The organism is Enterobacter sp. JS8-1 (assembly GCF_049187015.1).
Lineage (GTDB): Bacteria > Pseudomonadota > Gammaproteobacteria > Enterobacterales > Enterobacteriaceae > Enterobacter > Enterobacter mori.
Genome location: NZ_CP185805.1, coordinates 2,096,153 through 2,113,845 on the forward strand (window position 1 = coordinate 2,096,153; position 17,693 = coordinate 2,113,845).

17 protein-coding genes are annotated in these 17,693 nt (G+C 56.0%); 9 read left to right on the plus strand and 8 right to left on the minus strand.

Annotation, left to right across the window (positions count from 1 at the left end):
- Positions 1-18: 18 nt before the first annotated feature.
- Both ACOQH0_RS09975 and ACOQH0_RS09980 read right to left on the minus strand, forming a co-directional pair.
- The gene (locus ACOQH0_RS09975) at positions 19-1,464 is read right to left on the minus strand and encodes a M20 family metallopeptidase (protein WP_089599559.1); all 1,446 of its coding nucleotides are present in this window, start codon (positions 1,462-1,464) and stop codon (positions 19-21) included.
- On the minus strand, positions 1,464-2,774 hold the full coding sequence (locus ACOQH0_RS09980; RefSeq protein WP_421512141.1) for a M20 family metallo-hydrolase: 1,311 nt from the start codon (positions 2,772-2,774) through the stop codon (positions 1,464-1,466). The genes ACOQH0_RS09975 and ACOQH0_RS09980 overlap by 1 nt, the downstream gene beginning before the upstream one ends.
- Positions 2,775-2,949: 175 nt before the next feature.
- On the opposite strand from ACOQH0_RS09980, the gene ACOQH0_RS09985 reads away from it, so the two are divergent.
- A complete protein-coding gene (locus tag ACOQH0_RS09985; protein WP_420986442.1) occupies positions 2,950-3,861 on the plus strand; it encodes a LysR family transcriptional regulator in 912 nt (303 codons plus the stop codon).
- Between the two features lie 354 nt (positions 3,862-4,215).
- The gene (gene smrA / locus ACOQH0_RS09990) at positions 4,216-4,779 is read left to right on the plus strand and encodes a DNA endonuclease SmrA (RefSeq protein WP_089598704.1); all 564 of its coding nucleotides are present in this window, start codon (positions 4,216-4,218) and stop codon (positions 4,777-4,779) included.
- A 9-nt stretch (positions 4,780-4,788) separates the two neighbouring features.
- Here smrA and tcp read toward each other — a convergent pair whose 3' ends face one another.
- Positions 4,789-6,447 carry a methyl-accepting chemotaxis citrate transducer gene (gene tcp, locus ACOQH0_RS09995; protein WP_303570446.1) on the minus strand — a complete coding sequence of 553 codons (1,659 nt, stop codon included), beginning with the start codon at positions 6,445-6,447 and terminating at the stop codon, positions 4,789-4,791.
- Between the two features lie 143 nt (positions 6,448-6,590).
- Between tcp and ACOQH0_RS10000 the strand changes: the two genes are divergently transcribed.
- On the plus strand, positions 6,591-7,457 hold the full coding sequence (locus ACOQH0_RS10000; protein WP_421512142.1) for an aldo/keto reductase family oxidoreductase: 867 nt from the start codon (positions 6,591-6,593) through the stop codon (positions 7,455-7,457).
- Positions 7,458-7,495: 38 nt separating this feature from the next.
- On the opposite strand, the gene ACOQH0_RS10005 is transcribed toward ACOQH0_RS10000, so the two are convergent.
- Complete coding sequence (locus ACOQH0_RS10005; RefSeq protein ID WP_029485054.1) at positions 7,496-7,705, minus strand: hypothetical protein; 210 nt, start codon at positions 7,703-7,705, stop codon at positions 7,496-7,498.
- Positions 7,706-7,918: 213 nt separating this feature from the next.
- Between ACOQH0_RS10005 and ACOQH0_RS10010 the strand changes: the two genes are divergently transcribed.
- The 3 genes from ACOQH0_RS10010 to umuC all read left to right on the plus strand — a co-directional run bounded on the left by ACOQH0_RS10010 (position 7,919) and on the right by umuC (position 11,256).
- Entirely contained in the window at positions 7,919-9,442 is a 1,524-nt protein-coding gene (locus ACOQH0_RS10010) for an EAL domain-containing protein (RefSeq protein ID WP_421512143.1), read from the plus strand.
- Between the two features lie 133 nt (positions 9,443-9,575).
- On the plus strand, positions 9,576-10,010 hold the full coding sequence (gene umuD, locus ACOQH0_RS10015) for a translesion error-prone DNA polymerase V autoproteolytic subunit (protein ID WP_010430481.1): 435 nt from the start codon (positions 9,576-9,578) through the stop codon (positions 10,008-10,010).
- Entirely contained in the window at positions 9,994-11,256 is a 1,263-nt protein-coding gene (gene umuC, locus ACOQH0_RS10020; RefSeq protein ID WP_421512144.1) for a translesion error-prone DNA polymerase V subunit UmuC, read from the plus strand. Before umuD ends, umuC begins: the two co-directional genes overlap by 17 nt.
- Before the next feature lie 12 nt (positions 11,257-11,268).
- On the opposite strand, the gene ACOQH0_RS10025 is transcribed toward umuC, so the two are convergent.
- The gene (locus ACOQH0_RS10025; RefSeq protein WP_010430487.1) at positions 11,269-11,538 is read right to left on the minus strand and encodes a hypothetical protein; all 270 of its coding nucleotides are present in this window, start codon (positions 11,536-11,538) and stop codon (positions 11,269-11,271) included.
- A gap of 82 nt (positions 11,539-11,620) precedes the next feature.
- Positions 11,621-12,508, minus strand: a complete 888-nt coding sequence (locus ACOQH0_RS10030) for a LysR family transcriptional regulator (RefSeq protein ID WP_218308129.1) — start codon at positions 12,506-12,508, stop codon at positions 11,621-11,623.
- A gap of 97 nt (positions 12,509-12,605) precedes the next feature.
- Between ACOQH0_RS10030 and ACOQH0_RS10035 the strand changes: the two genes are divergently transcribed.
- The gene (locus ACOQH0_RS10035; RefSeq protein ID WP_421512145.1) at positions 12,606-13,661 is read left to right on the plus strand and encodes an SDR family oxidoreductase; all 1,056 of its coding nucleotides are present in this window, start codon (positions 12,606-12,608) and stop codon (positions 13,659-13,661) included.
- Positions 13,662-13,737: 76 nt separating this feature from the next.
- The gene (locus tag ACOQH0_RS10040; protein ID WP_421512146.1) at positions 13,738-14,184 is read left to right on the plus strand and encodes a hypothetical protein; all 447 of its coding nucleotides are present in this window, start codon (positions 13,738-13,740) and stop codon (positions 14,182-14,184) included.
- A gap of 66 nt (positions 14,185-14,250) precedes the next feature.
- Here the strand turns inward: ACOQH0_RS10040 and ACOQH0_RS10045 are convergent, their stop codons facing one another.
- Positions 14,251-15,231, minus strand: a complete 981-nt coding sequence (locus tag ACOQH0_RS10045) for an NAD(P)H-dependent flavin oxidoreductase (protein ID WP_421512147.1) — start codon at positions 15,229-15,231, stop codon at positions 14,251-14,253.
- A gap of 135 nt (positions 15,232-15,366) precedes the next feature.
- On the opposite strand from ACOQH0_RS10045, the gene ACOQH0_RS10050 reads away from it, so the two are divergent.
- Entirely contained in the window at positions 15,367-16,251 is an 885-nt protein-coding gene (locus ACOQH0_RS10050) for a LysR family transcriptional regulator (protein WP_420986473.1), read from the plus strand.
- Here ACOQH0_RS10050 and ACOQH0_RS10055 read toward each other — a convergent pair.
- Positions 16,223-17,677, minus strand: a complete 1,455-nt coding sequence (locus ACOQH0_RS10055) for a PLP-dependent aminotransferase family protein (RefSeq protein ID WP_421512148.1) — start codon at positions 17,675-17,677, stop codon at positions 16,223-16,225. The genes ACOQH0_RS10050 and ACOQH0_RS10055 overlap by 29 nt on opposite strands.
- Between the last annotated feature and the right edge of the window lie 16 nt (positions 17,678-17,693).

Genomic DNA, 17,693 nt, shown 5'->3' on the forward strand with positions numbered 1-17,693 from the left:
TTGTTGTGTTGTGTTTTTTTATTTTAAAGGTGACGGTGTCACGCCCTGAGGGATCGGACACACGTACGGTTTTTCTTGTAATTGTTGTTCGAACTCTTCACGGCATTTTTTCAGCAGCGCTGCGTCCTGCAGCAGATTGAGCGCGGTCGCACCCATCACTTTTCCGGCCAGCAGCATGCCTTTGTGGGCAATGGAGGTACGCCCCTGCGCCACCAGTTGCCAGGTGTGTAGCGGCGTGCCGACGGTAAAGCAGGGGCTGAAGCACTGGGCGACCGGCATTTTCCAGCTGACGTCGCCCACGTCGGTTGAACCCGCCAGCACGTTGTCGGTGATGGCATAGGGGGCGACTTCATCCACCAGCAGCGTCTCCTGATGACGACGGGCAAAGGCTTTCCCCGCGTCGCCACCCGTTGCGGCAATATTTTTCAGGCTGTTCTGCAGATCGTTGGGCGTCAGCGTGGCGCGGATCTCGCGGGCGAAGGCGCGTTCTTCCTCCGTCCAGAGCGGCGTGCCGTAGTGCTGCAGGGCGCGATACATCGCCGCCTCGAGCGTGCGGTTTGGCAGATAGCTTGAGCAGGCTTTATCAAAGCGACACTCGACGGTGGTTTCGGTCATCATCGCCGCGCCCTGGGCGATTTTCTCGATGCGTTCGTAGATTTGCTGCGCATCGGCCATCTCCGGGGCGCGGATCAGGTACAGCACCTCCGCCTGCGCCTGCACCACGTTGGGCGAAATCCCGCCGGTATCGGTAATGGCATAATGGACGCGCGCTTTTTCAATGATGTGTTCGTTGAGGAAGTTGGTGCCGGTGGTCATCAGCGTTACGGCGTCCAGCGCGCTGCGTCCCAGATGGGGGGAGTTGGCCGCGTGCGCCGCCACGCCGTGAAAACGCCAGGCGGCCTGAATATTTGCCAGCGTGCTGACGTTGAACATCCCGGCGAAGGCTTCCGGATGCCAGGTGACGGCGGCATCAACGTCATCAAACAGACCTTCGCGCACCATAAAGGTTTTCCCGGAACCGCCTTCCTCGCCGGGACAGCCATAAAAACGCACCGTTCCGCTGCCGCCGTGCTCCTCCAGCCAGCTTTTCACCGCCACCGCGCCCGCCAGCGCCGCGGTGCCCAGGAGGTTATGCCCGCAGCCGTGGCCGTTGGCCCCTGGCGTGGCGGATTGCGCCGTCGCGCAGTGCGCCTGCTGGCTTAACCCGGCCAGCGCGTCGTATTCGCCCAGCAGGGCGATAACCGGTTTCCCGCTGCCAAAGCTGGCGATGAAGGCATTTGGAATACCGCCAGCCTCGCGCGTCAGCGTGAAGCCCTCGGCCTCCAGCTCGCTGGCGAGCCGTTCGGCGGACCAGAACTCTTCAAAGCGGGTTTCAGGGCGATCCCAGATCGCGTCGGCAATATCGGTTAACGTCCGACATCGCGTGTCGATCGCATCGGCAATAAAAGCGTAGTTCTCCTGCATTACACACCTCGCGTCCACGGGAAATTGAGCGCAGTTCGCGCCAGCGTTTCAATGGCGATGGCCATGACCTGCTCATCGAAGTCGAATTTTTCGTTGTGATGTCCGGCGCTCAAATCGGTGCCAAACACCATATATGACGCCATGCCGCCGTTCTCCTGCACGCGGGCCATCATTAGCGTGGCGTCTTCAGAGCCTGCTGGCGCCTTCACCTTATCGATGGCGTGAACAACCCCGGAAACCTGACTCGCCTGTTCGCGCAGATAATCCACCCACGCCGGTGTCGGCGCGCTGGACGTCGCGGCACCCATCAGGCGCATCTCGGCGCGCACGCCGTAGAGCGCCGCTGCGCCGGTAATGACCGCCTGCGCGCGTTCAAAGACATACTGGTTAATGGCTTCGGTTTCGCCGCGCGTTTCAACCTTGATCAGGGCATTGGCGGGCACCACGTTGCGTCCGCTGCCCGCCTGCATCACGCCGACGTTCACCCGGGAGGCCCCTTCGCTGTGCGGGGCGATGCTGTGCAGGGCGAGGGAGGCCTGCGCGGCGGCGAGCAGGGCGTTACGTCCGTCCTCCGGTTTACCGCCCGCGTGTGCGGCCACGCCGGTAAAGTTCACGTCGAACTTGGTGGTGGCCATAAAGTTATCGCTGCCGCAGATCGTCGTTCCGGCAGGGACGCCGGTACCAATATGGATGGCGGTGAAATAGTCCACGTCGTCCAGCGCCCCGGCGGCAACCATGGCGCGCGCGCCGCGGGTGCCTTCTTCGGCAGGCTGGAAGATCAGCTTGAGGGTGCCGCTGAGCTGCGCTTCATTCTGCTTAAGCACCTGCGCCAGCCCCAGACCAATGGTGGTGTGGCCGTCGTGCGCGCAGGCGTGCATCATCCCCGCGTTACAGGAGGCAAACCCGTCGCGGAACGGGCGATGGCTTTCATCCAGCGCTTCGCTTAAATCAAGGGCATCCATGTCGACGCGAAACGCCAGGGTTGGACCAGGACGCCCGGTATTGAGGGTCGCCACAATGCCGGTAAACCCGCCTTCAAACGGCGCCAGCCATTTCTCAGTCGCGCCTTGCCCCCGCGCGCGTTCAAACTCATGCGCCAGGGTAGCGGCATCGGGCAACCCCATCCGGCTTTCGGCATCCACCACGTCACGACCCATCGCCAGTTCGTAACCCAGCGAGTCCAGGATTTCCGCGACTTTCGCGGCGGTACGAAACTCTACCCAGCCAGATTCCGCGAAATGGTGAAAATCACGACGCCATGCGCTCAGCTGCGGGGATAATATCTGGATGTACTGCGCCAGTGTGTCCATATCTGTTCCTGTCATCATTAAAATATGTGAACTGCTTCACGCTGTGATAGTTTTTACTTATCACTAACCGATTTTTCACAGTTTTAACCGTTCAGGAATTACCCTCGCACATCCCTTTCCATTAAAGTAGATGACAGTTTCTTTACTCTGATAAACAACGGTTATCGGTCGGGCTATGACATTCCAGATTAAATTTCATCAAATCCGGGCGTTTGTTGAAGTCGCGCGTCAGGGCAGCATTCGCGGTGCCAGCAGGACGCTGAATCTTTCGCAACCGGCGCTGACCAAATCCATCAAAGAGCTGGAGGAGGGCATAGCGGCGCAGCTTTTCGTGCGCAGGAGTAAAGGCGTCGCGTTGACCGAATGCGGTGAGGGCTTTTACCAGCGCGCCAGGTTGATTCTGGAAGAGCTGCGTGCGGCACAGGATGATATCCGTCAGCGGCAGGGCGAACTGGCTGGGCAGATCAACATCGGAATGGGGGCCAGCGTTTCACGAAGCCTCATGCCCGCCGTCATCACCCGTTTTCATGCGCAACATCCGCAGGTCAAGGTGCGAATTATGGAAGGGCAACTGGTGTCGATGATCAATGAATTACGCCAGGGTGAGCTGGATTTCACCATCAATACCTATTATCAGGGGCCTTACGACCATGAATTTACCTTTGAAAAGCTCTTTGAAAAACCGTTTGCAGTATTTTGTCGGGAGGGGCATCCGGCAACGGGGGCAACCTCTATTAATGAACTTTTGCATTATAACTGGACAATGCCGACGCCGCGGGGAAGCTATTATAAGCAATTAGAAGAGGTATTTAGTCACCGCTCGCAAATACCGCGAATTGGTGTCGTCTGCGAAACCTTTTCTTCCTGCATTAGTCTTGTCGCGCAAAGTGATTTTTTAAGCATATTGCCGCAGGAGCTAGGCTGTGACCCGCTGCTGGCGCACCGTCTGGTCATGCTGCCGGTCGTTGAGTCGCTTCCTAAAGCAACCTATTATTTAATTCAGCGCCGTGATTCACGTCAGACGCCCCTTGCCGAATCATTAATTACGCAATTCAGAAGGGAAGCGAGAAAAATAGTCATTGCGTGAAATACATATTATAAAAAAACAGGATCTGCCCGACATCAGACAGACCCTATAGTACACACAGCAGTGCATCCTTTCGCCAGTCCTGAGTATTATATCCATGAGGCAGGTATATTTAGGTATAACATCTTTCCCGAAAAATGAAAGGCAGGCGAGTGATTGATTTTCTAAAAATTTAACGCAAATCACTTATTTTAACTTTACTGAAGTTTTAGTTAAGTCTGATTTAAATGTTTTTAATAATGGCTATATATATTCATCAGGATAATATGTATCTCACCCCGCATTCTGCGGGGTGATTGAGGCGACTGTCTGGTGCAGGTATAGTACAAGCCCAGATGTAGCCGGAGGATTTCCATGAACCCTGACGATAAATCCCTTTTTCTTGACGCCATGGAAGATGTTCAGCCCCTGAAACGCTGCACGGATATCCACTGGCAGCAAAGCCGTAATTCACGGGCTCGCCAGGACATTGATACTGAACAGCTCGACAACTTTCTGACCCTGGGTTTTCTGGAATTGCTGCCGCTCGAAGAGCCGCTGATGTTCCAGCGCGAAGGGGTTCAGCAGGGCGTTATTGATAAGCTGCGTTCCGGTAAATATTCCCGTCAGGCCAGCTTAACCCTCTTACGTCAGCCCGCCGAACGCTGCCGCCAGATGCTGTATTCTTTTATCCGGCAGGCCAGTCGTGACGGGCTGCGCAATCTGATTATCGTGCACGGCAAAGGGCGTGAGCTGAAGTCGCACCCTAATGTGGTGCGCAGCTATCTGGCGCGTTGGTTGACGGAGTTCGAGGAAGTGCAGGCATTTTGTGTCGCGCTGCCGCACCATGGCGGCAGCGGGGCTTGCTATGTTTCGCTGCGAAAATCCGACGAAGCGAAACAGGAGACCTGGGAGCGGCACGCCAAGCGCAGCCGCTAGCGGTACGGCTTAGAACGTTTCCCAGTGATTGTCGCCCGACGCGCTGGCCGTTGCCGGGCGCAACAGCTGCGGCGTTTTCACATTTTTGGCGCGCGGCGCGGCACTTTCCTGCACGTTCAGGCGAAATGCAGCCACGGCCTGACGCAATTGCTCGGACTGGTCTTCAAGGGCCGCTGCAGCCGTAGCGGATTCCTGTACCAGCGCGGCGTTTTGCTGCGTCACGCTGTCCATCTGCGATACGGCCAGGCTCACCTGTTCAATACCGCGGCTCTGCTCGTCAGAGGCTGATGAAATCTCGCCCATAATATCGGTGACGCGGGTGACTGCGGCGACGATCTCTTTCATCGTTGCACCAGCCTCGCTCACCTGCTCAGAGCCGGTGTTGACCCGGCTGACGGAATTCTCAATCAGCCCTTTGATCTCCTTCGCCGCCTGGGCGCTGCGGCTCGCCAGCGTACGGACTTCACCGGCGACAACCGCAAATCCACGACCTTGTTCCCCGGCGCGAGCGGCTTCCACTGCCGCGTTAAGTGCCAGAATGTTCGTCTGGAAGGCGATGCTGTCAATCACGCCGGTGATGTGCGCGATTTGCTGCGAACTGTCGGCAATTTCGGTCATCGTGCGAACCACGTTATCCACGACGTGACCGCCGCGTGCGGCCGTTTCAGAGGCATTTTTCGCCAGCAGCGTAGCCTGACGCGCGTTATCGGAGTTCTGTTTAACCGTTGCGGTCAACTCTTCCATACTGGCGGCCGTCTCTTCCAGCGAGGCAGCCTGCTGTTCGGTACGGGCCGAGAGGTCGTTGCTCCCGGCGGCAATCTCACCCGCGCCGGTATAAATCGAATCCGTGCTCCCGCGTACGGCACTGACCGTGTTAACCAGCGACTGCTGCATCTCATGCAGGCCTGCCGCCAGCTGTCCCATCTCATTGCGGCCAGAGATATCGACGTTTTGCGTCAGATCGCCGCCCGCGATGGTGCGGATGTGGTTCATGATGGTTTTGAGCGGTTTCAGCAGCAGGTGTTGTAAACCCTGCCAGATTACGACCAGTACGGCGATCACGGCCAGGAAAATCCCTGCCAGCGTCCACTGCATCTGCGTAAAGCTGCTCTGGTTTTCTTGTGTCGCCGCTTTAAGCAGGGTGTTGTTTTCGGCACGCCAGCGGTTATAGACCGCTTCCATCCCGTCCTGTGCCTGCTGGGCATCCAGATCACCGTAAGCCTGATAGTTGTCGGCGCGCAGATACTCAATCGACAGACGCATCACCTCGTGCATTTGATTCCAGGATTTCTGCATCTCTTCGGTTAACGCCGCGTTTTGGCCATTAACCTGCGGCATTTTCTGCCACTCTTTGTTGTAGGCTTCGGCTTTCGCCAGAGAGTCATTGGCGGTGCCTAACAGCGTGTTGATCGCCGCGAGGGACGCAGGATCGCGCTGGTTTTTCAGGTAACGGATCGCCACGCGGGTGACGGTAACGCGCGTTTTTATCAGCGTATTGACGCTGTCGCTCAGGCTCTCCTGCTGGGCATTGAGCACCCCGGAGTTCTGGAAGTTATGGCGATCGTTGCTGACGGCAGAGTAGAACAACCCTCCCGTGACAACTTGCAGCAGACAGAATATGGTGAGGGCAAAGATAATACCGGTAATCACGTGCAGATTTTTCAGCATAGCGGTCGTCCGTTAGAGAGATGCAGAGGTACATCAATACTATCGTCGTATAGAATTTAAACTTTAATTTAACTCGTGCTTAACTTAGGGCTCCGATCGGGAACCTGTTGTAAACCCGGATCATTTTTATGAGGAAGGTCAACATGAGCAGCATTGATAAAAGCGGAACGTACGCGCTCGGCACGCGAACGGTTAAACGACTGGGCTATGGCGCGATGCAGCTTGCCGGGCCGGGCGTGTTTGGCCCACCGAAGGATAAGCAGGCCGCGCTGGAGGTGCTCCGCGAAGCGGTGGCCGCGGGTGTGAATCATATCGATACCAGCGATTTTTACGGCCCGCACGTGACTAACCAGCTGATCCGCGAGGCGCTTCATCCTTACCGGGACGATCTGACCATCGTGACCAAAATCGGCGCCCGCCGCGACGACAAAGGTGCCTGGCTCCCGGCCTTTTCCGCACAGGAACTGACTCAGGCGGTGCATGATAATCTGCGCAACCTGCAGCTGGACGTACTGGATGTGGTCAATCTGCGGATCATGTTTAGCGCCCACGGTCCTGCGGAAGGATCGATCGCTGAACCGTTGTCCACGCTGGCGGAGCTACAGCAGCAGGGGCTGGTTCGCCATATTGGATTGAGTAACGTCACTGCCTCTCAGGTCGCCGAGGCGCAGAAAATGGTGTCCGTGGTGTGCGTGCAGAACATGTACAACATTGTGAATCGCGGTGATGATTCGCTGGTGGATACGCTTGCGCAGCAGGGGATTGCCTGGGTGCCATTCTTCCCGCTGGGCGGTTTCACGCCGCTGCAATCTTCCGGGCTGCAGGCGGTTGCGGATGCGCTGGGGGCAACGGCAATGCAGGTTGCGCTGGCGTGGCTGTTGCAACGTTCTCCGAACATCCTGCTGATCCCCGGAACGTCCTCCGTGGCGCATCTCCAGCAAAACCTTGCCGCCGGGGATCTGGTGTTACCGCCGGACGCGCTGGACACGCTGAATTCACTGGTGGATTAAGCGAAAACAGAATACCGCCTGCCAGATGAAGCCCTGGCCTAGTCTGCCGCAGGCGTCATCGGGTTATTCTGCCGGTGAAGCGCTAACGCTTCCGCCACAATCTCTTGCTTACTTTTGCGGGTTTCATAGGCGGTGGTTCTGATGTACTCCATCAGGTCGGGATCGATGCGGGCGCTCAACATCCTGAGATCGGCCTCCTTTGCTAAACCGCGAGCAACGCGTTTGTCGGGATAATCACGGGCTGGCATAGAAAACGTCCTCCAAAAAGTCTTGTTAATTCGTGCTGTAAAATATGCATTAGTCTAAATTTAAAGTCAATCACTAGTGTTTTTATAGTGATTGATTTATTTGGACTCTCGCGATAAGTCATAATTAAGTCATAAATTTAAAGATAACATGGTTATTTTTATTATTGTCGACCATGCTATTTATAATCATAACCCTGTAGGGTAGATACGTTGATGCGTAACACTTTTGTGCCTGTCGCAGCAGCAGTAGCCATTTTTATTGCGGGTATTTCTATCCTCAATATTCAACTCTGGTATTCAGCACGGGCCGACAGTCAGTCGGGAGCCCGATATGCTATAAGCGATATCAATGACATTCTTGACGAGGCGCGCGTTGCCGCCCGAACGGCGACGGAAATTATCGTCAAGGGGTGCGATGCAGAAGGCCAGTATCAACTGGGTACGGAGGCAGCGCTTCAGCCACATCTCAGAACCATCGTCATCATCAGGCAGGGGCAGCCCTGGTGTTCCTCTCTGCCGGGAAATCGCGTGTTATTGCGGCATATTAATACATTACCCGATACTCCCTTATTTCTTGTTCCGGCAAGCGATACGGTAAACGGGCAGCCGGTTTTGCTCTTTCAGACCCGGTTTGCAGAAAACCGTATTATCGTGACGATCAGCGATCGCCATATCCGGGATGCGTTAAGCACGCCGTTAAAGCACGTGAATTATTCATTAGCGGTAGGCGGGAGCGCAATTGACGCCTCTGGCGAACTGCACGTCACGTCTCCCGGCGAACGTCAGGCCAGACAGGTTTACTCTGAACAATACGCCTATAGCATCCGATACAACCCTGCGCCTTTTTTCAGCCCGCAAAGGCTGCTTCGTCAGGGGGGCGGCATACTCCTTTTCGTACTGCTGGTTGCCGGTATCGCGGCTTATGTTCTGTATAAGTACCTGAACAAACACACGCTTCCTGAAGAATCACTTCGCAGTGCGATTGCGAAGAGAGAAATCATTCCGTTTTACCAGCCCGTGGTTAACGGCAGGGAGGGTACGCTGCGGGGCGTGGAAGTGCTGGCAAGATGGAAGCACCCCAAAGCGGGATATATTTCACCGGGAGCATTCATTCCGATTGCTGAAAAATCGGGGCTGATTGTTTCCCTGACACAAAGCCTGATGGCGCAGGTGGTGACGCAAATGAATGCCATCTCCAGTAAACTTCCGGAAGGTTTTCATATCGGGATTAACTTCAGCGCTTCCCATATCGGGATGCCAGGCTTCGTGGACGAATGCCTGAAATATAAAAATAGCTTCGTCAGAAAGGATTTAAACCATGTGATTGAGGTGACAGAGCGAGAGCCGCTGGATATTGATGAACGCCTCGTGCAGACCCTGAACGTGCTCCATGAAAATGGTTTTGCCATTGCCCTGGATGACTTTGGCACCGGCTATTCCGGGCTCTCTTATCTGCACGATCTGCATATCGATTACATCAAGATTGACCACAGCTTCGTCAGCAGAGTCAATGAACACGAGGACTCCACCCGGATCCTCGATTGCGTATTGGATTTAGCGCGTAAGCTCTCCATCAGCATTGTGGCGGAAGGCGTTGAGACGAAAGCGCAATTAGACTATCTCAACCGGAATAACATCGTATATCAGCAGGGATACTACTTCTTTAGACCGGTCGCCTTTACCGGGCTTATCCATATTTTGCTGTCTAAAGCCAAGGTGAAGGTCATGGTGGAGTGACTTGTACAGGCTATGGCTAAATTAAATCCGCTCAAACTTCAACGCGTTTGGGTTCGCCTCCGGAAATCATCTTGATCCTTGTCCATAATCCGTAATACTGTATTTATATACAGTATCTGGCGAGAAAGGCATTATGGACACTCTCTTTTCTTATCACCCAAAACAAGTCATTGAATTACCGTTATTTTTAGAACGCGTCGCCTGTGGTTTCCCGAGCCCGGCGCAGGATTACGTGGAGGATCGTCTCGATCTTAACCGGCTGGCAGTGAGACACCCCAGTGCGACCTATTTTATCAAGGTGAGCGGAGACTCCATGATTGGGGCGGGAATTAGCGATGGCGATCTGCTGGTGGTGGATCGTTCGTTAAATGCCGAACATGGGGATATCGTCGTGGCATCGGTCGCCGGTGAGTTTACGGTGAAAGAGCTACAGACCCGCCCGGTTCTGAGGCTATTGCCACATAATGTCCGCTATCAGCCGATCGCCTTTCAGTCCGAAGAGGAGCTGCAGATCTTCGGCGTCGTCACCCACACACTCAAAACGCATAAACATGTTCGCGCTGGTTGATGTAAATAGCTTCTATGCCTACTGCGAGCGGGTGTTCCGCCCCGATCTGGAAGGGAAGCCCATCGTGGTGGTGTCCAATAACGACGGCTGCATTATTTCACTGTCGCGAGAGGCAAAGCAGTTCGGCATAAAAATGGGTGAGCCGTATTTTAAATTCAAAGAAAAGCGCTACCCGTCGCGGGTTTACGTCTTTAGCTCGAACTATGCGCTGTATGCCGATCTCAGCAGCCGGGTCATGCAGACGCTGACCGATCTCGCTCCGGCCATTGAGATCTACTCCATTGATGAAGCATTTGTGAATGTTTCGGGTGTCAGCCACTGCCTGTCGCTGGAAACGTTCGGTCACCAGATGCGCACGCAGGTCTTTAAAAATACGGGCTTAACCGTTGGCGTCGGTATTGCTCCGACAAAAACGCTGGCGAAACTGGCCAACTATGCGGCGAAACGCTGGGCCAGCACGGGCGGCGTGGTCGATCTCTCAGGCCGCGAGCGGCAGCGTAAACTGCTTGAAAAGGTTCCGGTAGAGGAGGTGTGGGGAGTAGGACGGCGCATTACGAAAAAACTGAACGCGATGGGCATTACCACGGCGCTGGAACTGGCGGAAGCGTCATCCTGGGTCATTCGCAAACATTTTAACGTGGTAATGGAACGTACGGCGCGCGAGCTTCGCGGCGAGCCGTGCCTTGATCTGGAAGAGTTCACCCCCACTAAGCAGCAAATTATCTGTAGCCGTTCATTTGGACACCGTATTACGCAATACGAAGAGATGCACCAGGCCATTTGCGCCTACGCGGAACGCGCAGCGGAAAAACTGCGCGGCGAGCATCAGTACTGTCGCTTTATCAGCGTGTTTGTGCGCACCAGCCCGCACGCTGACAACGAAATTTATTACGGCAATCAGGCTTCTGTCACGCTGATGACGCCCACCAATGACTCGCGCGATATTATCCGCGCCGCCACGGAGGCGCTGGGGCGTATATGGCTCGACGGCTATCGCTATATGAAAGCCGGAGTCATGCTGGCGGACTTTTTCAGCAGCGGCGTCGCCCAGCTTAATTTGTTTGACGATAATCGACTGCGCGCCAACAGCGCAGCGCTGATGGAGATGATCGACAGCGTAAATCATTCCGGCAAAGGGAAGATATGGTTCGCCGGGCAGGGGATTGAGAAATCCTGGGCGATGAAGCGCGAGATGCTGTCACCGGCCTATACGACGCGGTACGCCGATTTGCCGGTGGCGAAGTAGAGGAGCGTTGCGTTATTTCTTTTGCGTCAACCAGGTTGCCGCAGCCGTCAGCACGCCGATCCACGGCATTTGGCCCGCTCCGGCCAGGAAGTTATGGCGATCGATGTCATCATTTTTACGGATATCAGCAAGGCGGGTCAGCGCCTCTTTTTCATCCATGGCGCCGATCTTCTCAAACTGTTTTTCAAACCCCTGAGCGGTGAGCTGAGCGGCCGCATCGGTGTTCGCGCTCTCGATCGCAATGAGGTTTGGGCCTTTTTTGAAAAAACAGTAATCCGGCATAAGTGCTCCAGAAAGAGGGGATACGGTAAAAACACTCTATTCCTTGCGGTTAAAAAATGCACGTGGTTTACGGCGGGAACAATTAATTTTTCTTTATTATTTCAGGCAGTAACTGCTCAATCACGCTGACGACCTTTCTGACGCGCTGCGGAATAAAGCGGGCGTCAGGATAAACGGCATAGAGGAAGCGATCGGGTAACCGCCAGTCGGGCAGTATCGGTACCAGCGTGCCCGCCTGCAGCGCGCGGGCCGCGAGCGGTCGCTGCAGGCCGCCGATGCCAATGCCGGATGCCAGCGCCTGTAGCAGCGCGTCGCTGGTATTGGCACGGAAAACGGTATTCACGTTTATCTCGACCGTTTCCTCGCCAGAAATCAGACGCAGGGGAGCATCCAGCGGAATACCGCTGAACCGTACGTGTGGCAGCGTCGCCAGCTCGCTGACGGCGTGTACCGCCTGAAAGCCGGGAGCGGCAAACAGCGCGGCTTCAATCCGCGCCAGCACGCGAGCCGCGTGCGCCTGCGGAGGCTCACTGCTTAGCCGTATCGCAACATCCACGCCTTCCGTCACCAGATCGGCAAGGCGGTCATCCAGGGAAATCATCAGCTGCAGTTCGGGATGCAGGCGCTGCAGCCCCAGCAGATGCGGCAAAATGATCTGCCCCAGGCCGCTCGGTAACTGGACATGGACGCGTCCCTGAACGCTATGATCGACAGGATGTAAACGCCTCTCCGCTTCCCCCATGGCGTCCAGCACAAGCTGCATATCTCGCCGGTAACGTTCACCCTGTTCGGTCAACTTCATCGTACGCGTTGTACGGTGCAGCAATACCACACCCAGCGATTCCTCAAGCGCCGCGATCTGTTGACTGACGGCGGACTGCTTAATACCTGTCTGACGGGCGGCTGCAGAAAACGAGCCCGCTTCAGCGACGCGCAGAAAGGTAGAAATGGCATTGAGCTTGTTATTCATTTAATGATTCTGCTTATAAGTGCCATCGGTTTCAGGGGATATCTCCAGAAAAAATAATATATCACACTGCGTCTGTCACCCATTCCGGAGAAACACCATGAATAAGATGCAGGAACACAATGTCGCCCTGGTCGCGGGTGCCAGCGGCATTGTCGGCAGACAGCTGGTCAACACGCTTCTGCACCATCAGTGGAAGGTGATCGGCCTTAGCCGCCATGCCGAGTCTCATCCTGACGGCATCCCCCTGGTGAACGTCGATTTACTGGATGCGCAGGACACTGCACGGGCGCTGCACGCCCTGAACGGTGTCACCCACATTTTTTACAGCGCCTGGGCGAACGCGGCGAACTGGACAGACATGGTTGAGCCGAACGTCACCATGCTGCGTAATCTGGTCAACACCCTCGAAAAAACGGCACCGCTACAGACGGTAAGCCTGATGCAGGGGTACAAAGTCTATGGTGCGCATCTTGGGCCGTTTAAAACCCCGGCGCGGGAAAGCGATCCCGGCGTACCGGGTGCCGAATTTAACGCCGCGCAGCTCACGTGGCTCAGCCAGTTTCAGCGGGGAAAACGCTGGCACTGGAATGCCATCAGGCCGGGCGTGGTGGGGAGTGCGGTACCGGGCAATGCCATGAATCTTGCGCTGAGCATCGCCCTCTACGCCTCCCTGTGCAAGGCGCTGGATTTACCGCTGCGTTTTCCCGGTTCGGAACAGACCTGGCACAGCATCGTTGATCATACCGACGCCGGGCTGCTGGCCGAGGTAACGCTGTGGGCCGCCACGTCACCCGAGGCACAGAATCAGGCATTCAACGTGAACAATGGCGATATCTGGCGCTGGAGCGAGCTGTGGCCGCGTATCGCACGCTGGTTTGAACTGGACTCTGCGCCGCCGGTAAGATTGTCATTTCATCAGCTGTTTAACGATTATCGCGGCGTATGGCGCGAGCTTGCCGGAGAGCGGCTGGTGGAAGCGGATATTATGCAACTGAGCGACGGACAGTTTGCCGATTTTGTCTTTAGCTGGAATTACGACATGTTTGGGGACGGGAGCAAGCTGCGCAGGGCGGGCTTTACGCAAATGCAGGCGACCGATGAGATGTTTTTCCGCCTGTTCGCGCAGCTGAGAGCCGCGCGGATTATTCCCTGACTGTAAGGGTTGTTGTCATCAACGATCGGCGCGTTATACTCACGCGTTGATAAAAAAATATGGCGGGGGCAGGGATATGCACGAGAGTTTAAAAATACTATCAGTCGCGCTGCCCCTCATTGCGTTTTTCATTCTGTTAAGCTTTTTTGTCAGACGCATTCGCCAGGCAAAACGGATCATTTCAGATCGTAACGGGATGAAAAAGATTTCTGCCAACCCCTCACTATTTGGCGGTAATGCAGGTAAAACCTGGTTTTATGATGACCTGTTTTTATATGAAGTTAAAAAAAACGCCACCCGTAAGATCGCACTGGCTGATATCATTAAAATCGGGCCGGGAAATACCGAGATAAATAGCAGAAGGGTCTGGATTGTTATTTACCGTGATGGTGCTAATGAAAAGCAGGTGCAATTTTATAACAATCTCACCCTCTGGAATCACAACTTCACGGCTTTTCTGGCTGCGGTGAAAACTGCCAATCCTGACGCTGTCGTTAAAGAACGCGCAATCCTCAATTTGTGAAAAACAACCGCAGACGGTGTGCGGACGCCGCTCTTGTGCAGCGTCCATAGCATCAGAGTTAAGGGCTTACTCAACCGTTAACGCATTGACAATCTCGGCCACGCTTTTCACGCTGCGGATGTTACCAATCCCCGTGCCGAGCGCGATATAGCCTTCATCGGTATTGCCTTCGAGCATGCCAAGACGCAGGCCCCGTAATCCACCCATCGCCTTGCCCAGCGTTTCGTTGCTTGCGCCTGCTTTATCCATCGCCGCCAGTTTTTCCGCCAGCTTGCCGGGCAGAGAGCGGTAGTAATGGGGTACGGTGCGAAAAAGCAGCAAGTCGAGACCGTTGGCGGCAACAATTTTCTCTTTGACGCTCTGCGGCACGCGGCTTTCTTCCGTGCTGATAAAGACCGAACCGGCAAACACGCCTTCCGCACCCAATGCATGCGCCGCTCTGGCGGTGCGATTATCGGTAATGCCGCCCGCGGCCATCACCGGGATGTGCTTCACGGCATCGGCAATCAGCGGCACGATGGAAAAGGTGCCAAGCGCTGTTGCGGGTAAGGTCCCGCCCTCATCAAAACCGGTGGCGACAATAATGTCTGCTCCCGCATCTTCTGCGAGGCGGGTGTTCTCCGGCGTGGGGTTGATATCGCGATAGATAATGGCGATACCCGCCTCTTTTAACTCGCTGAACAGCGCCGGAATAATGCTGCCTTCCCCATAGCCCGTATACACCACAACCCTGACGCCTTCTTCTTTCACCACCTGAAGGATCGGCCCTGTCCAGACGTCGTTAACGGCGGTGGGGATCAGGTTCACGCCAAAGGGTTTCTCGGTCAGCCGTTTGGTTTTACGAATCTCCTCGCGCATTTTTTCGGCGGTCTCTTCCGGCGTGGAAACTGCGGTGTCCGCGGTTAAACCGGCATTGGGTCCCAGCACGCCGAGCCCGCCAGCATTGCTGACTGCGGCAACTAAACGGGCATCAGTGAGCCAGGATAACGGCCCCTGAATAACAGGTTTTTCGATCCCCAGGATCTGACAGATACGATTATTTTTCATAGCGGGTTCTCCCTCTCGTTTGAATGGAGGAGAGTGTAGGGCGAAGAATTGTTAGGAAAAATAGCCAAAAAGATTCATCACTGTTATAAAATTAATAACAATAATTTTATCCTGCTCGCGGCAAGAGCGTCCCTTATGAACATAAACCTCTTTGAATCTATTCGAATTTTTATTGAAATTGTCGAGTCGGGGAGCTTGTCCAGGGCTGCGGAAAATCTGCAGATCCATCGGCCGGCGGTCACCAAAGCGTTACAGCTTCTGGAGCAGCACAGCGGCACGCGTTTGCTGCAGCGAACAACGCGTCGGATTAGCCTGACGCCGGATGGCGATGCGTTTTATCGCCGGAGTAAACCCCTGCTGGCGCAGGCGGACGAATTGCTGGAGTCGTTTGGCGCTGACCGGGCAATACACGGCCAGCTGCGTGTGGATATGCCCATCGCTTTTGCGGTGCTGAAGGTGATACCGAACCTGCCTGATTTTTATCGGCAGCATCCTGAGATCGACATCATTCTGAGCAGCTCCGATCGCCGCCGGGATATGCTGCGGGACGGTCTTGACTGCGTGCTGCGGGTGGGCGAACTGGACGACGGCGACTATATCGCACGAAAAGTGGGGAACATCAAAATTACGACCTGTGCCAGTCCGGCCTGGCTGGCACAACACGGCACGCCAGAAACGCTGGATGATTTACACCAACATCAGGCCATCAACTGGGTGAATAACAACAGCAGACAAATCCATCCGTGGACGTTTACGACGCCAGAAGGCATCGCGGAGATCACTCTACCCGGTAAGCTTGTCGTGGATAACTCCGAGGCCTACATCGCAGCAGGTCTGGCCGGGCTGGGGTTAATGCAGGGGATGAATCTCTTTCTCCAGCCTTACATTGACCGCGGTCTTCTGGTTGAAGTTCTACCAGAGCATCGCTCTCCGGACCGCAAACTGTCGCTTCTCTACCCGCACCGCCACCTCTCCCGCAAGGTGCGGGTCTTTACCGAGTGGCTGGAGAGTCTGGTGTGAAAGCAGCCAGTTCATGACACAGCGCGCCAATCTGTTCCACGGCGTTCAGCAGGCGGGGCGAGGGGTCGTTTGCGCAGTTCAGCCGCAGAAAGTGCGTTAACTCTGCGCCAGGGGAAAACAGGGGGCCAGGGCTGACGCCAATGCCCAGCGCCAGCGCGCGACGATGCACCTCCAGCGTGTTGACCTGCTGAGGCAACTCTACCCATAGCAGGAAGCCGGCAGCGGGTACGCTAACGCGCGTACCGGGAGGGAAGCTGGCTTTGACTCGTGCGACGACGGCTAAAACACCCTCTGCGACCCGGCGCTTTAGCCGCCGCAGGTGGCGATCGTAGTCGCCGCTTGCCAGCATCTCGCTCGCCGCGGCTTCCAGCAGCGGGGCACCCGCCCAGTCTCCGGCCATGCGGGCCTGTAAAACCTGCAAATGGTAGCGTCCTGGCGCAATCCAGCCGATTCGCCAGCCCGGCGCAAGCGTTTTAGACAGCGAGCTGCAGTAAATCACATTCCCGCTCTGGTCGAATGCCTTACAGGCCGGAGGTCGCTGCCCGTCACCGACCAGATCACCGTAAACATCGTCCTCAATTAAAGGAATTTCTGCCTCTTCAAGCAGGGCAACCAGTTCCTGCTTGCGCGCGACGGGCATGCTGGCACCCAGCGGGTTTTGCACAGTGGGCGAGGCCAGAACGGCTGCGGGCCGGTGGCAGCGAATGGCGTCCGCCAGCGGTTCCAGCAGCAGACCTTCGACAGGATCGGTGGGGATCGCTAAAGCCTTCAGGCCTAAATCCTCCAGCAGCAGGAGCGTGCCAAAATAAGCGGGCTGCTCAATCGCCACGACATCACCCGGCTGACACACGGCCCGAAGGGCCAGACGCAGCGCCTGCGTTGCGCCTGCGGTGATAATGAGATCGTCTGCGCCGAAACGGGCTCCCCATTGCGCAGAACGCGCGGCAATCCTGGTGCGCAAATCAACCCTTCCCGGAGGCAGGCTATAGCTCTGCCCATGCGCGTCCAGACGACGACTCGCAGAGTGCAACGCCCGCTGTAGCGCATCTCCTGGCAGCCACGCGGGATCGGGCAGGGCGGCGCCCAGCGGAACCAGACGGGCTTCTGCACTGCTGAACAGCGACCGGGCCACGGCCGACAGGGTGACAGGCACCGGACCTGGCGGGAAACGGGAAGTCTCCACGCGCGGAGGGAGGCTGGTCTGGCGGATGTAATAACCTGAACGCGGACGCGCAACGATCAGCCCTTCAGCCTCCAGGCAGCGAAGGGCCTCCAGCGCCGTCGGAAGGCTAACGTGCTCGCGTTCGGCCAGTTTACGCGCGGAGATCATCCTGTCACCGGCGCGCAGCGCGCCAGACGTCAGCGTGAGGCGCAGCATCTCGGCAATTCGACGATAGTGTGGGGACGACTGGGACGGGGCAGACATGGGTATCTGTTCAGGC

What these genes read in the sequence shown, in the direction of transcription:
- ACOQH0_RS09975 (WP_089599559.1), bottom strand. Translation starts at nt 1,464, where the DNA reads ATGCAGGAGAACTACGCTTTTATTGCCGATGCGATCGACACGCGATGT.
- umuD (WP_010430481.1), top strand. Translation starts at nt 9,576, where the DNA reads ATGGACACTCTCTTTTCTTATCACCCAAAACAAGTCATTGAATTACCG.
- ACOQH0_RS10050 (WP_420986473.1), top strand. Translation starts at nt 15,367, where the DNA reads ATGAACATAAACCTCTTTGAATCTATTCGAATTTTTATTGAAATTGTC.
- ACOQH0_RS10035 (WP_421512145.1), top strand. Translation starts at nt 12,606, where the DNA reads ATGAATAAGATGCAGGAACACAATGTCGCCCTGGTCGCGGGTGCCAGC.
- tcp (WP_303570446.1), bottom strand. Translation starts at nt 6,447, where the DNA reads ATGCTGAAAAATCTGCACGTGATTACCGGTATTATCTTTGCCCTCACC.
- smrA (WP_089598704.1), top strand. Translation starts at nt 4,216, where the DNA reads ATGAACCCTGACGATAAATCCCTTTTTCTTGACGCCATGGAAGATGTT.
- ACOQH0_RS10000 (WP_421512142.1), top strand. Translation starts at nt 6,591, where the DNA reads ATGAGCAGCATTGATAAAAGCGGAACGTACGCGCTCGGCACGCGAACG.
- umuC (WP_421512144.1), top strand. Translation starts at nt 9,994, where the DNA reads ATGTTCGCGCTGGTTGATGTAAATAGCTTCTATGCCTACTGCGAGCGG.
- ACOQH0_RS10040 (WP_421512146.1), top strand. Translation starts at nt 13,738, where the DNA reads ATGCACGAGAGTTTAAAAATACTATCAGTCGCGCTGCCCCTCATTGCG.
- ACOQH0_RS10055 (WP_421512148.1), bottom strand. Translation starts at nt 17,677, where the DNA reads ATGTCTGCCCCGTCCCAGTCGTCCCCACACTATCGTCGAATTGCCGAG.
- ACOQH0_RS10025 (WP_010430487.1), bottom strand. Translation starts at nt 11,538, where the DNA reads ATGCCGGATTACTGTTTTTTCAAAAAAGGCCCAAACCTCATTGCGATC.
- ACOQH0_RS10010 (WP_421512143.1), top strand. Translation starts at nt 7,919, where the DNA reads ATGCGTAACACTTTTGTGCCTGTCGCAGCAGCAGTAGCCATTTTTATT.
- ACOQH0_RS09985 (WP_420986442.1), top strand. Translation starts at nt 2,950, where the DNA reads ATGACATTCCAGATTAAATTTCATCAAATCCGGGCGTTTGTTGAAGTC.
- ACOQH0_RS10045 (WP_421512147.1), bottom strand. Translation starts at nt 15,231, where the DNA reads ATGAAAAATAATCGTATCTGTCAGATCCTGGGGATCGAAAAACCTGTT.
- ACOQH0_RS10030 (WP_218308129.1), bottom strand. Translation starts at nt 12,508, where the DNA reads ATGAATAACAAGCTCAATGCCATTTCTACCTTTCTGCGCGTCGCTGAA.
- ACOQH0_RS09980 (WP_421512141.1), bottom strand. Translation starts at nt 2,774, where the DNA reads ATGGACACACTGGCGCAGTACATCCAGATATTATCCCCGCAGCTGAGC.
- ACOQH0_RS10005 (WP_029485054.1), bottom strand. Translation starts at nt 7,705, where the DNA reads ATGCCAGCCCGTGATTATCCCGACAAACGCGTTGCTCGCGGTTTAGCA.